13 protein-coding genes are annotated in these 12,861 nt (G+C 62.6%); 8 read left to right on the top strand and 5 right to left on the bottom strand.

Annotation, left to right across the window (positions count from 1 at the left end):
* Positions 1-2 precede the first annotated feature (2 nt).
* Positions 3-2,654, top strand: a complete 2,652-nt coding sequence (locus ACM6JM_RS15820; RefSeq protein ID WP_414882189.1) for a DUF4118 domain-containing protein — start codon at positions 3-5, stop codon at positions 2,652-2,654.
* 48 nt (positions 2,655-2,702) lie between these two features.
* Positions 2,703-3,401, top strand: a complete 699-nt coding sequence (locus ACM6JM_RS15825; RefSeq protein WP_039770498.1) for a response regulator — start codon at positions 2,703-2,705, stop codon at positions 3,399-3,401.
* On the opposite strand, the gene ACM6JM_RS15830 is transcribed toward ACM6JM_RS15825, so the two are convergent.
* Entirely contained in the window at positions 3,398-4,435 is a 1,038-nt protein-coding gene (locus ACM6JM_RS15830) for a patatin-like phospholipase family protein (RefSeq protein ID WP_011335324.1), read from the bottom strand. The genes ACM6JM_RS15825 and ACM6JM_RS15830 overlap by 4 nt on opposite strands.
* A gap of 216 nt (positions 4,436-4,651) precedes the next feature.
* Between ACM6JM_RS15830 and ACM6JM_RS15835 the strand changes: the two genes are divergently transcribed.
* The 3 genes from ACM6JM_RS15835 to ACM6JM_RS15845 all read left to right on the top strand — a co-directional run bounded on the left by ACM6JM_RS15835 (position 4,652) and on the right by ACM6JM_RS15845 (position 6,691).
* Positions 4,652-4,930, top strand: coding sequence for a hypothetical protein (locus tag ACM6JM_RS15835; RefSeq protein ID WP_007950948.1), 279 nt, complete (start codon positions 4,652-4,654; stop codon positions 4,928-4,930).
* A 77-nt stretch (positions 4,931-5,007) separates the two neighbouring features.
* A complete protein-coding gene (locus ACM6JM_RS15840) occupies positions 5,008-5,775 on the top strand; it encodes a CHAD domain-containing protein (RefSeq protein ID WP_039770496.1) in 768 nt (255 codons plus the stop codon).
* 121 nt (positions 5,776-5,896) lie between these two features.
* A complete protein-coding gene (locus tag ACM6JM_RS15845) occupies positions 5,897-6,691 on the top strand; it encodes an acyl-CoA thioesterase (RefSeq protein ID WP_414882190.1) in 795 nt (264 codons plus the stop codon).
* Position 6,692: 1 nt separating this feature from the next.
* Here the strand turns inward: ACM6JM_RS15845 and ACM6JM_RS15850 are convergent, their stop codons facing one another.
* The 3 genes from ACM6JM_RS15850 to ACM6JM_RS15860 all read right to left on the bottom strand — a co-directional run bounded on the left by ACM6JM_RS15850 (position 6,693) and on the right by ACM6JM_RS15860 (position 9,579).
* Positions 6,693-7,058 (bottom strand): Mpo1-like protein, encoded by a 366-nt coding sequence (locus ACM6JM_RS15850; RefSeq protein WP_039770492.1) that lies wholly within the window; start codon positions 7,056-7,058, stop codon positions 6,693-6,695.
* Positions 7,059-7,182: 124 nt separating this feature from the next.
* Positions 7,183-8,664, bottom strand: coding sequence for a methyl-accepting chemotaxis protein (locus tag ACM6JM_RS15855; RefSeq protein WP_085668137.1), 1,482 nt, complete (start codon positions 8,662-8,664; stop codon positions 7,183-7,185).
* A 108-nt stretch (positions 8,665-8,772) separates the two neighbouring features.
* Entirely contained in the window at positions 8,773-9,579 is an 807-nt protein-coding gene (locus ACM6JM_RS15860; RefSeq protein WP_414882191.1) for a TatD family hydrolase, read from the bottom strand.
* A gap of 235 nt (positions 9,580-9,814) precedes the next feature.
* Between ACM6JM_RS15860 and ACM6JM_RS15865 the strand changes: the two genes are divergently transcribed.
* The 3 genes from ACM6JM_RS15865 to ACM6JM_RS15875 all read left to right on the top strand — a co-directional run bounded on the left by ACM6JM_RS15865 (position 9,815) and on the right by ACM6JM_RS15875 (position 12,337).
* The gene (locus ACM6JM_RS15865) at positions 9,815-11,236 is read left to right on the top strand and encodes a transglycosylase SLT domain-containing protein (protein WP_074687998.1); all 1,422 of its coding nucleotides are present in this window, start codon (positions 9,815-9,817) and stop codon (positions 11,234-11,236) included.
* 107 nt (positions 11,237-11,343) lie between these two features.
* On the top strand, positions 11,344-11,778 hold the full coding sequence (locus ACM6JM_RS15870) for a DoxX family protein (RefSeq protein WP_007950955.1): 435 nt from the start codon (positions 11,344-11,346) through the stop codon (positions 11,776-11,778).
* A gap of 250 nt (positions 11,779-12,028) precedes the next feature.
* Positions 12,029-12,337, top strand: a complete 309-nt coding sequence (locus ACM6JM_RS15875; protein WP_011335317.1) for a hypothetical protein — start codon at positions 12,029-12,031, stop codon at positions 12,335-12,337.
* 3 nt (positions 12,338-12,340) lie between these two features.
* Here the strand turns inward: ACM6JM_RS15875 and greB are convergent, their stop codons facing one another.
* Positions 12,341-12,838 carry a transcription elongation factor GreB gene (greB, locus tag ACM6JM_RS15880; RefSeq protein WP_039770483.1) on the bottom strand — a complete coding sequence of 166 codons (498 nt, stop codon included), beginning with the start codon at positions 12,836-12,838 and terminating at the stop codon, positions 12,341-12,343.
* Positions 12,839-12,861: the final 23 nt, after the last annotated feature.

The following is a 12,861-nucleotide window of genomic DNA, read 5'->3' on the forward strand; positions in this document are numbered from 1 at the left end:
GCATGAGTGACTCCGGCCGCGCCGACGCGCTGTTAGCAGACTTGCCCCGCGATGGACGCGGCCGGCTCAAGGTTTTCCTCGGCGCCGCGCCGGGCGTGGGCAAGACCTACGCGATGTTGCAGGCGGCTCACAGCCAACTGCGTCAGGGCGTGAAAGTCATCGCCGGGGTGGTCGAAACCCACGGCCGCGCCGAAACCGAAGCGCTGCTCGGCGGCTTGCCGCAACTGCCGCTGGTACGCTCTGAATATCGCGGCGTGACGCTTGAAGAAATGGACCTCGACGGCCTGCTCGCCGCCAAGCCGAAGCTTGTGCTGGTGGATGAACTCGCCCACAGCAACGCACCCGGCAGCCGCCACGCCAAACGCTGGCAGGACATTCAGGAACTGCTCGCTGCGGGCATCGACGTGTACACCACGGTCAACGTCCAGCACCTGGAAAGTCTCAACGATCAGGTGCGCGGCATCACCGGTGTGCAGGTACGCGAAACCCTGCCGGACTGGGTGTTGCAGGAAGCCTACGAACTGCTGCTAATTGACCTGCCGCCCCGTGAACTGCTCGAGCGGTTGCGCGAAGGCAAGGTCTACGTGCCGGAACAGGCGCGGGCGGCGATCGATGCATTTTTCACCCAGACCAACCTCACCGCCCTGCGCGAACTGGCGATGCAGACCGCTGCCGCGCAGGTCGATAACGATCTCGCTCAGGGCTATCGCCAGCTCGGTCAGGCCGCGCCGGCGGTGCGTGGGCGCTTGCTGGTCGGGGTCGATGGCGATGCCCAGGCCGAACGGCTGGTGCGACACGCCAGCCGCGTCGCTCAGCGTCGGCATTTGCCGTGGAGTCTGGTGCACGTCGACAACGGCAGCGTGCGTGACGAGCAATCGCGCCTGCGCCTGCAAAGCGCCCAGCAACTGGCCGAACGCCTCGGCGGCGAAGTGGTGTTGCTACGGGCCGGTGAAGTGGCGAAAACCCTGATTCAGCATGCCGCTGAACGTCGGGCGAGTCTGGTGCTGGTCGGCCAGTCCCGGCCGCGTCTGCGCAGGCGCCTGTTCGGTGGTGGGCTGGCGGCGCGTTTGCTGCGTCAGGCCCATGGTCTGGAAATCAACGTGCTGGACAGTGATCAGGAACAGCATCAACCGCGCCCGCGTGTAGCGCCGACGCTGGTGTGGTTCGACTATGCGCTGGCGCTGGTCGCCACGCTGTTGGCCAGTGCGCTGGCGTGGGCGGTGTCCAGCGTGTTGCCGTTGCCGAACATCTCGCTGGTGTTCCTTGCGGCAGTGCTTCTGGTGGCGGTGCGCAGCAGTCTCGGCCCGGCGCTGGCCTGTGCGGCGCTGTCGTTTTTGACCTACGACTTTTTGTTCATCCCGCCGAATTTTTCCTTCAGCATCCAGCGCGAAGAAGACGTGCTGACGTTGCTGTTCTTCCTGCTGATGGCGGCGCTCACCGGCAACCTCGCGGCGCGTCAGCGGCGGCAATTGCAGGCGCTGCGCGATACCCAGGAAGAAACCACCGAGCTGCTCGACCTGTCGCGCAAACTCACCGCCGCCACCGACCGTCAGGCCGTGGTCAGCGCCGCAGCCCAACACCTCAATGGCTGGAGCGATCTGCAACTGTGCCTGCTCAATCGCGACGGGCAGGGCGGCTGGAAAGTCGAAACCGGCGGGCCGCTGCAATTCACTGAATCCGAACGCGCCGCCGCCGACTGGGCCTGGCAACACGATCAGCCGGCGGGCATGGGCACCGGCACGTTGCCGTTCGGCCGCTGGTGGTGGTGGCCATTGTCGGTGGAAGACGGTCCGCTGGCGCTGCTCGGTGTGTGCGCCAAAGAGGGCCAGACCCTGAGCGGCCAGCGCCGTCGCTTGCTGACCGCGTTGAGTCAGCCTTTGGCTCAAGCATTGGCCCGGGCGCAACTCGCCGATGACCTGGAAGCCGCGCGCCTGCACGGCGAAACCGAACAACTGCGCAGCGCCTTGCTGGCCTCGGTGTCCCACGATCTGCGCACGCCGCTGACCTCGATGCGCGGCAGCATCGACAGCCTGCTGGCCCTCGGCGAAGCGATCCCGCTGGAGGATCGCCGCGAGCTGCTCGAAGGCACCCGCGATGAAGCCGAACGTCTCGACCGCTACATCCAGAACCTGCTGGACATGACTCGTCTCGGCCACGGCGCCCTGAAGCTGGCGCGGGATTGGGTGTCGCCGGCGGACATCGTCGGCAGTGCGTTCAATCGTCTGCGAGCCGTATTGTCGTCGTTGCAAGTGAGCACTGATGTACCGGCCGAGTTACCGCTGCTGTATGTGCATGCCGCGCTGATCGAGCAGGCGCTGGTGAACGTGCTGGAAAACGCCGCCCGCTTCTCGCCATCCCACGGCCGTCTGCAATTGCGCGCCGGGGCGGATGACAGCGAAGTGTTTTTCTCGGTCAGTGACGAAGGGCCGGGGATTCCGGTCGATGAGCGGGCGAAGATTTTCGACATGTTCTACACCGCCGCCCGGGGTGATCGCGGCGGGCAGGGCACGGGGCTGGGGCTGGCGATCTGTCAGGGCATGGTCGGCGCCCATGGCGGGCGGATCAGTGTCGGCGACGGCATCGACGGGCGCGGCACTTGCATCACCCTGCACCTGCCGTTGCAGACGCAACCGGGGATGGACGGTGAAGCCTGATCCGCGCTGCGCTACTCTCTTGCCACTCTTTTGTGTTGATGTGAATTCATGAGCCAGACCGCGACCATTTTGGTCATCGATGACGAACCGCAGATCCGCAAGTTCCTGCGTATCAGCCTCGCTTCCCAGGGCTACAAAGTGCTGGAGGCAGGCACCGGCGCCGAGGGCCTGGCCCAGGCGGCGCTGAATAAACCCGATCTGCTGGTGCTCGACCTCGGCCTGCCGGACATGGACGGCCAGCAAGTGCTGCGCGAGTTTCGCGAATGGGCCACGGCGCCGGTGCTGGTGCTGTCGGTGCGCGCCAGCGAAGGGCAGAAGGTCCAGGCGCTGGATGGCGGCGCCAATGACTACGTGACCAAGCCGTTCGGCATTCAGGAATTTCTCGCCCGGGTGCGCGCGTTGCTGCGTCAGGCACCGGCCGGGGAAGCGCAGCAGGCCGCGTTGAATTTCGGCCCGCTGACCGTGGACCTGGCGTATCGCCGGGTGCTGCTGGACGGCGTTGAAGTTGCCCTGACCCGCAAGGAGTACGCGGTGCTGGCGCAACTGGCGCGGCATCCGGGGCGGGTAATCACCCAGCAGCAATTGCTCAAGGACATCTGGGGCCCGACTCACACCGAGGACAGCCACTACCTGCGGATCGTGGTCGGGCATTTGCGGCAGAAGCTGGCAGACGATCCGACCCGGCCACGCTTTATCGTGACCGAGGCGGGTGTCGGTTATCGGTTGTTGAGCGAGAGCAGTCTTTAGTTCTGCTCGCTCTCGTAGCGATCCAGCGTATCCCGGGCAATCTCCCGGCCCAGCGCGATCAATTCGGGCGCCTTGTAGAACTCGAAGAACCGGCACACTCGCTTCGGCACGTTGATCAGGATGTCCGGCGGATACCCGGCGATCTTGTACTGCGCCAGCGAGGTCTGCATCACCTCGAAACTCTGGTTGATCAGATCGAGCAATGAAGCCGGCCCGACGTTATCGACGATGAACGATCCGGTGGCGGATTTCGGTGCGCCGTCGCGTTCAGGCGCGGCGGCGGGTTGCTGGGCTTCCGGCTCGGCACTTTCGACCCACGGATTGATTTCCGCCGCTTCGGCACGCAACGCTTCCTGTTCCAGCAACAGCAATTGCTCGGCCTGTTTGCGGCGGAACGGCATCTTCGAACCGAGTGAACTGATCAGACTGTCGAAGCGCGTGCGGAACGCGGCGGGGCGCTGGATCACCGGCAATTTGTAATGGCGCTGGTTGGTCGAGTTGAGATTGACCGCGATGATCAGGTCGCAATGGCTCGACACCACCGGCACGATAGGCAACGGGTTGAGAATGCCGCCGTCCACCAGCATCCGGTTGCCCTGCATCACCGGAGTGAACAGGCTGGGAATCGCCGCCGAGGCGCGCATCGCCTGATGCAGGCAGCCTTCCTGGAACCAGATTTCCTGTTGATTGGTGAGGTCGGCGGCCACCGCCGTGTAGGGGATGCGCAGGTCTTCGATGTTGATCTCGCCGACGATCTTGCGGATCTGGCCGAAGACTTTTTCGCCACGGATTGCGCCGAGGCGGAAGCTGACGTCCACCAGGCGCAGCACGTCGAGGTAATCCAGGCTTTCGATCCAGTTGCGATACTCGTCGAGCTTGCCGGCGGCGTAGATTCCGCCGACCACGGCCCCCATGGAACAGCCGGCAATACAACTGATGTCATAGCCCCGTCGTTCGATCTCTTCAATGACCCCGATATGGGCATAGCCCCGGGCGCCACCGGAGCCCAGCACCAGCGCGACACGCTTTTTCATCAAACTTCCTCCCGACAAGGTTGCACAATGCACCCATCGAGGGCCGGGCTTCAATCGCCGGGGTCGCTCGGGGCGGCGATGGCGTCGTTTTTTCGATACTTCATGACCCGTCGGCGTTATCTTGGCCGTGCAGCGCAATGGCGGGGCCCAAGGCACTTTTTCGCTGGCGCACCGTCTTACCTGCACGACTGTTGACCTATCTTTGAGGTGTGAGTGATGAAAGCCTGGATCTGTGTGCCGTTGATGGCTCTGGCATTGGCCGGTTGCGCCGGCAAGACCGCTTATCGTGACAGCTGCGGCAGCCAACTCGACGCGGCGTGGCATGAACTGGATCTGGCCAAGGCCGAAGGTTTTGCCGGCACCGTCAGCTATTCCAAGGCGCTGTCGCTGTTGACGGCGGCCAAGACCCAGCAGCAATTCGAAGGCTTCGAAGGCTGCACCAAGAAAGCCGAAAAAGCACGTTTCTACATTCGCGAGTCCCGCGCCGGGCGCTAAGCTGCTGACGTAGCGCAAGGGCAGGTCGCTTGCGCCGGCGCACACTCGTGCAAAGTCATTGAATTCAGGAGCAAGCGATGTCTGCGTTGGTTGATCGGCTGGTGGCCCATGTCCTGAGCCTGGAAGTGCGGCTGCTGGCCTGTCAGGCGCGTCTGACCGCGCGGACCGACCCTGAAGCGCTGCACGACCTGCGCACTACCGTACGGCGCTTGCGCAGTCTGTTGCGACCGTTGCGCGGCTTGCCCGGTGTCGAACAACTGGAAAGCGCGGCGGCCAGCGTCGGGCAACTGACCACGCCGTGGCGCGACCGCGAGGTGCTGGCGGCCTGGCTGATCAAGCATGATCAGCCGGAAGCTGCACAGCGCCGGATGGCGCAAATGGCCGAGGCGTACCCGACGCTGGCGGCCAGCGCCGAAGTGGCTTCGCTGCTGATGATCATCGATGCCTTTCCACGTTTTCTGCGTGCGTCCCAGCGCCAGGGATTGCTCAAGCGCCTGGACAAACGCCTCGAAAAACGTCTGGGCAAACAGTGGAAGCACCTCGACGTGGCGCTGCACGACCCGGCCCACGACCGCCATCGCCTGCGCCTGCTGATCAAGCGTGTGCGCTACGGCATTGAGGCTTACCCGGAACTCGATCGACTGCCCGAAGCCGCATTACCCCGATTGAAATCCGCACAAGGCGCCCTCGGTGACTGGCACGATTGCTGGCAATGGCTGGCACGCGCCGAACTGGAGCAGGATCTGCAACCCTGCGTCGCCACGTGGCAGGCAACCATGGCCAAGGCCGAAATCAAGGCCGACCGGGTGCTGGATAAGCTCAGCGCGGCCTGCTTCAAGTCCTGAAACCCGCTGGCGCGCAGCACCGCTGTCTTATCTGTCAGTCTCTTTGACCGGAATGGACGCTGCGCCGCTCTGCCGTGCTGGTTAAGATCCGCTCATTCCCTTTTTCGTGTCCGAGGTTTCCATGCGCTTTTGCGATCTGATCGATGCTGTCCGTCGTCAACCGGAGGTCACGATTCTGGCGGAGTGGGGCCAGGGCCGGGCCAGCTTTGGCGGCTTGGTGGCCGCGCTGCAATTTGAAGTGATGCGCACTAAAGTGTCGGCCGATCGACCGGTGCGTTCGCTGGCGATCACCTTTGTCGGCCCGGTTGAGCCCGAAGTGCCGGTGAGCTTTGAAGTCGAGGTGCTGCGCGAAGGCAAGGCAGTCAGCCAGGTGCTGGGGCGCGCCGTGCAGAACGGTCAGGTAGTGACGATGGTGCAAGGCAGCTTCGGGGCTTCGCGGTCGTCGGAAGTGGCGGTTGAAGCCTATCCCGCACCGGAGATGAAACACTGGGACGACTGCCAGGAGCTGCCGTACATCAAAGGCGTAACCCCCGAGTTCATGCGTCATCTGGCGATGCGCTGGAGTGTCGGCGGCATGCCGTTCACCGGCACTCAATCGCGGCTGATGGGCGGCTGGGTGCGTTTGCGTGGGGATGTGAAAGAAGAGCCGGTCAACGAAGCGCATCTGCTGGCACTGGTCGATGCCTGGCCGCCGGCGCTGTTGCCATACCTGAAGAAACCGGCACCGGGCAGCACCCTGACCTGGACCATCGAATTCGTTCAGCCGTTACGGGATTTGAGCACGCTGGATTGGTGCCAGTATCTGGCGGACATCGAATATGCGGCTGACGGTTATGGCCATGTCGCCGCCAAGCTGTGGAGCGCGAAGGGTGAACTGATTGCCATGAGTCGGCAGACGGTGACGATCTTCGCCTGACTCAATGGCGGCGATGGCGTTCACGCCAGGCGCGATACCAGCCGCCACTGAGGAAGAACCGCGGAAACGTCAGAAACTGCTCGACCAGCAGCCGCGAGACAGCGTCCTTGCGATCACTGAACGGCTCGGAGGCTTGCGCCTCCAGGCTGTGACCGTGACGCTGCAGACCCAGCGCCGCGATGATGCCGATCACACCGATCGCCACGCTGGCCAGACTCAGGCTGAACACACCTGAGACGATCAACAGAAACGCAACGATGAACAGCGGCACGGCAATCAGGTGCAGCACCAGATTGGTCGGGTGCTGATGGTTGTTCGGGTACGCGCGCCATTGCCACGCGGGAAGGTTGGGGTGACGCTTGCCCATGTTGCTGCTCCTCGATCCATGTTCGTTCGGTACATGGTTGAAGAATAGGCCGGGGCAGCGAGGGCGGCGAATCAAGGTTGGCTATTGAAGTGATAGGAACAATGGCCATTCTTGATGTTGCCCCCTAGAGCTTCAATTGGCCGATCGCCTTGTTCAATTCCCCGGCCAGTGTCGCCAACTCGTTACTGGTGGTCGCCGAATCCACGGTCTGTTGCACGGTGTTTTCGGTCACATCACGAATGCTCACTACCGCGCGGTTCATCTCTTCGGCCACCTGGCTCTGCTGTTCCGCCGCCACCGCAATCTGCGTGTTGCTCTCACGCATCTGCGCCACCGCACCGGTGATTTCCGCCAGTGCTTCTCCCGCCTCTTGCGCCTGCTGCACGCAGTCGTCGGCCTTGTACGAACTCTCCTGCATGAAGTCCACCGCATCGCGGGTGCCCGCCTGCAATGCCGAGACCATGGTGGTGATTTCATCGGTGGAGGTCTGTACGCGTTTGGCGAGGTTGCGCACTTCATCGGCGACCACCGCGAACCCGCGACCCATTTCCCCGGCACGGGCCGCTTCGATGGCGGCATTGAGCGCCAGCAGATTGGTCTGCTCGGCGATGCTGTGGATCACGCTGACCACGCCGTTGATCTTCTGGCTGTCCTCGGCCAGGCGCTGGATCATCTCGGCAGTCTGCTGCACGCCGCTGGACAGGCCGGCAATCGAATGCTGGACGCGGGTCACCACTTGCTGGCCGCTGCCGGCCAGGCCGTCGGCGGTCTGCGACAGGTCGCGTGTGGCGCCGGCGTGCTGGGCGATGTGGTAGACGGTGGCGGTCATTTCGTTGATCGCCGTGGCGGCCTGATCGGTTTCGCTCTGCTGGCCGAGCATGCCGTGACGCACCTCGTTCATGCTCGACGCCAGTCGCGCGGCGCCGACGTCCAGTTGCCGCGCAGTGTTGGCCACGGTGGTCACCACTCGCTGATAACCGGCCTGCATCGCATTGAACGCGTTGGCCATCTGCCCGACTTCATCCTTGCAGGCCAGTGGCACCCGGGCGGCGAGGTCGCCGGTTTTCTCCACGTGCAGCATCACGTCCTTGAGAGTGTTGAGCTGGCTGAGCAGGAAACGGATCAACAACTGTGAAGCGCCGAGCATCGCCAGCATCAGGATGAACACCGCCACCGCGTAGTTGGCGAAGCGCTCGCTGAATACCTGGCTGAGGCTGGGGGCGTAGGCGATCACGGCGACCTGCTGGCCATCGGCGCGGCTGAAGACCTCGGCGCCGAGCAGCGGGTTTTCACCAAACAATGGCAAGTGACTGATCTCGATCCAGCCGCTGCTGTCGGTGATTTCCAGCAGCGGTTGATCGTTGAGGCGCGGCGCTTCACCGCGTTTGAAGGTCAGTACCTGATCGGATTTGGGTAAGGCCTGTCCGGCCGGCCACGCTTTGAGCAACTGCGCCTGGGCCTGGGCCGAGGTTTGCGCGGCATGGCTGCGGGCCTGTTGTTCGAGCTGCACGGCGTACAGCACCAGCAACAGGGTGGTGACAAAGGCGACCGCGTTGACCGCCCAGAATTTGTATTTCAGCGAGATATTGCTAAGCCAGGCACCCATGGAGGTCTTCTCTGATAGCGGAAACAGTTTTGGCAAGGTGCCATTATTGTGCCGCTACCCAGGTGCCCGGTTCTTGATATGCATCAACAACCGATGCATCTGCCTCTTTCAGGGCAGGATAGGTAAACCGTAGAACGCCCGCGCGCAGGCGGTGGTATGGGCCGCCAGATCTTCCTCGGTTTCGCCTCGATGCAGCGCAACCTCACGCAGCACTTCGGTCAGATACGCCGGCTCGTTGCGCCCGTTCTTCGGCTTTGGCCGCAGTGTGCGTGGCAGCAGATACGGCGCATCGCTTTCCAGCATCAGGCGACCGCGTTTGATCTCCTTCACCAACGGATGCAAATGGGTGCCGCGACGCTCGTCGCAGATCCAGCCGGTGATGCCGATGTGCAGGTCCAGATCGAGGTAGCTGAACAAGGCTTTCTGCTCGCCGGTGAAGCAATGCACCACGGCGGCGGGCAATCGGTCGCGGAAGTCACGGAGGATTTCCAGCAGGCGCTGGCTCGCATCACGCTCGTGCAGGAACACCGGCAATTGCAGTTCGGCGGCCAGCGCCAGATGTTCTTCGAGGACTTTTTCCTGCTGCGGGCGCGGCGAGAAATCGCGGTTGAAATCCAGTCCGCATTCACCCACCGCCATTACGTTCGATTCCTGCAGCAGGCTGCGAAGACGCCGTGCGCTGTCGGCGTTCCAGTCGCTGGCCGAATGCGGGTGAATGCCGGCGGTGGCAAACAGTCGCTGGCCGTCCGGATCCAGTTGCTGGCAGAGCTCCAGCGCCTGTTCGCTGCCCTCGACACTGGTGCCGGTCAGCACCAGTTGGCAGACCCCGGCAGCGTAGGCGCGGTCGAGCACGGCCTGGTGTTTGTCGGCGAAACTGGGGTTGGTCAGGTTGACGCCGATATCGATGAGTTGCATGGTGCTACCTCGGGCCGAAGGCCGGAAAGCATATCAGAGCTGTAGATTTATAAGAAAAGCCAAGAACTACAACGGCTTATGGCTGTCTGTTGAGGCCGCGTAGCAGGCCGGGTTGGCAGAATTGCCATCACTGTGCCAGTCTTTCGCACTTTATCAGCGCTCCAGGCGCTCTGTTTTCGTCGGTGTTTTACGACCGCTCAGCGGTGAAACGCCCCGTATTCTTTCCGGAGAGTGGATGATTCGTCCCTCGGTTTTGCTCCTGCTGTGTGGTTCGCTGCTGTTGCCGATGACGGCGGTCGCGCGGCTGCCCGGACCACTGCAAGCCGTGCCGGCCGCCAAGGTTCGCGACCTGACCGAAATCCGCAGCAGCCGCGTCTTGCGGGTGCTGGTCAACCAGAGCCGCAACAGCTCCGGCGAAGTCCAGGGCCAGGCCATCGGCATCGAATACCACCGGCTGCGCGCCTTCGAGCAATACCTCAACGGCCACGCTCGCGACGGCCAGGAAATCACCCTCAAGATCATCCCCAAAGCCAAGGATCAATTGCTCGGTGCGTTGCAGCGTGGCGAAGGCGATCTGGTGGCGCCGGGCGAACTGCTCGAGCTGCAACCGGGCCACGCAGTCGCCAGTAGCGAGCCGATTGCCAGCAACGTGCCGCTGGTGCTGGTCGGCATCAAGGGTGAAAAGCGCTACACCAAGGTTGAACAACTGGCCGGCAAAACCCTGGCGTTGCCCACCGGCAGTGCGGCGGGGGAGGCGGTCAGCCAGCTCAACCAGAAACTGGCGCTGCACAAACTGGCGCCGATCAAGATCGAATGGGTCGATCCAACGCTGGCGGTCGAGGATGTGCTTGAGATGGTTCAGGGCGGGATTTTCCACCTGACCATCGTCGAGCAACCGATTGCCGAGCGTTGGGGCAAGATCCTGCCCAAGCTGCGTTTCGACCGGCAGGTAATGATCAACGAGCCGGGCGAGGAATACTGGTTCGTGCGCCGTGATGCGTCGATGTTGCGGGCGAGCATCGACCGCTTCCTCACCGGCTACAAGAAGCCGGCGAACGAAGATGCGGCCTTCCTGCGGATCTACCGCCGTCTCTATCAAGTGCACTATCCGTTGGCCAAGGCTGACCGTCAGCGTCTGGAAAAACTGCGCCCGACCCTGCAGAAGCACGCCGAAGCGCAAAACATGGACTGGCTCAACCTGGCGGCGCTGGCCTTCAAGGAATCGGCGCTGCAGCCCAACGCGCGCAGCGGCAGCGGGCCGACCGGGCTTATGCAGATCACCCCGTCGGCGGCACAGCGGGTTGGCGTCAACAACATCCAGAATCTCGATGCGAATGTGCAGGCCGGGGCCAAGTACCTGGCGATGATCCGCCGCAAGTTCTTCAACAGTCCGAAACTCAATGAGCGCGAGCGCATGGCGTTCACCCTGGCGGCCTACAACATTGGTCCGGAGCGAGTGCAAGGCATGCGTGCCGAAGCGCGGCGTCGCGGCCTGAATCCCAACCAGTGGTTCTTTCAGGTCGAGCGCATCGCCATGGAGCAGGTGGGAATGGGCCCCGTCAGCTATGTTAATAGCGTGAACAAGTATTACTTGGCGTTCGACCGGGAGCGGGAGTCGTTGGAGCCCGGGGGGCAGAAAGTTGTCTCACGCAAATGATCAAATAAGTTGATTGTTATGGCGGAATTTTTGCGCTTTTAACATGAAAATAACTGATTAATATAGCGGCCAACCAACAAGCACTTCTGACAACAAGGAAACGCAACATGAGCTCTCTGATCAACAAGGTTCTGTTCACCCGCGCCGGCTACGGTCTGACCATTCTGCGCATTGCCGTCGGCGTGATCTTCGCTGCCCACGGCTCGCAGAAACTCTTCGGCCTGTTCGGTGGCTACGGTCTGGCGGGCACTGCGCAATACATGGAAAGCATCGGCCTGACCCCGGGTTACCTGATGGCCACTCTGGCCGGCGGTACCGAGTTCTTCGCCGGTCTGGCGCTGATCATCGGCCTGCTGGTTCGCCCGGCGGCACTGGGTCTGACCTTCCTGTCGCTGGTGGCGATCTTCACCGTACACATCAGCAACGGTCTGTTCATGGCCAACAACGGTTACGAGTTCGCCCTGGCTCTGCTTGGCGGCAGTCTGGCAGTACTGATCGAAGGTGCCGGCAAGCTCTCGGTGGATCGCGCCATCGCCGGTTGACCGCTCTGGCTCAAGCAAAAGGCCCGCATTCTGCGGGCCTTTTTTGTTGCGGCTGATTCTTGACACTGGGCGGTCACGTTCTCTAGGATGCCGCTCATGCGCCGATTTAAACAGCTACTTGCGGGGCGCCAGGTGACTATTCTTCAGTTGCCGTCAGAAGCCGGAACAGGGCTTCGAAATACCGCTAAAGCGCTGGTTCGGTGTTGCCTCTCACCTGCCATGCAGACTTTTGAGGCAGAGACACGACACGATGAATGCACTACGCCCTCCAGCACGTCCCGCGCCGATCACGGCACATATCACCCAGCGCAATCCGAAAATCCTGCTTGGCGGCAAACATCAGCCGACGCTGTTGCGTTATCTCGATGGCTGGCCACGTCGCAGCGGCGGTCCTGCCGCATTCCTGATCCAGTTCGTTGAAGACGGTGAGTCGCTGGCGCGTTTTGCCGATGACAGTTTCGATCTGGCCGTCATTCAGGCCCCGAGCCGTGAAGAGGCGCCGGAAATGATTCGCCAATTAACCCGCGTCGCACGCCAGGGCCTGATCACCCGGCGCTGAGTGTCAGGGATATTCGATCGCCACGATGTAGACGAACTGTTCGCCGGTTGGCGTCTGTACCCGAACTTCGGCATCCAGCGCCTTGCCGATCAGGGCGCGGGCCAGCGGTGAGTCGATGCTGATCAGGCCGAGTTTCAGGTCCAGCTCGTCCGGGCCGACGATGCGATAGCGCGACTGTTTGCCGTCTTCGTCTTCGATGGTCACCCACGCGCCGAAGTAGACCTTGTTCGGATCACTGGGTTTTTCGCTGACCACTTTCAACGCCTCAAGGCGTTTGGTGAGAAAGCGCACGCGGCTGTCGATCTCGCGCAGCATTTTCTTGCCGTAGGTGTACTCGGCATTTTCCGAACGATCACCCTGAGCCGCCGCTTCGCTGACCGACTGCGTCACCTGCGGTCGGCGCACATGCCACAGCTCATGGAATTCGGCGCGCATCCGCGCTTCACCCTCGGGGGTGATCAGCGCGGTGCCGGCGGTGCGGGGAGGGCGATAACGGCTCATGGCAACTTCTTTTGATGGAGATC

This window comes from Pseudomonas sp. IT-P2 (assembly GCF_949767575.1).
Taxonomy (GTDB): Bacteria; Pseudomonadota; Gammaproteobacteria; order Pseudomonadales; family Pseudomonadaceae; genus Aquipseudomonas; species Aquipseudomonas pharyngis.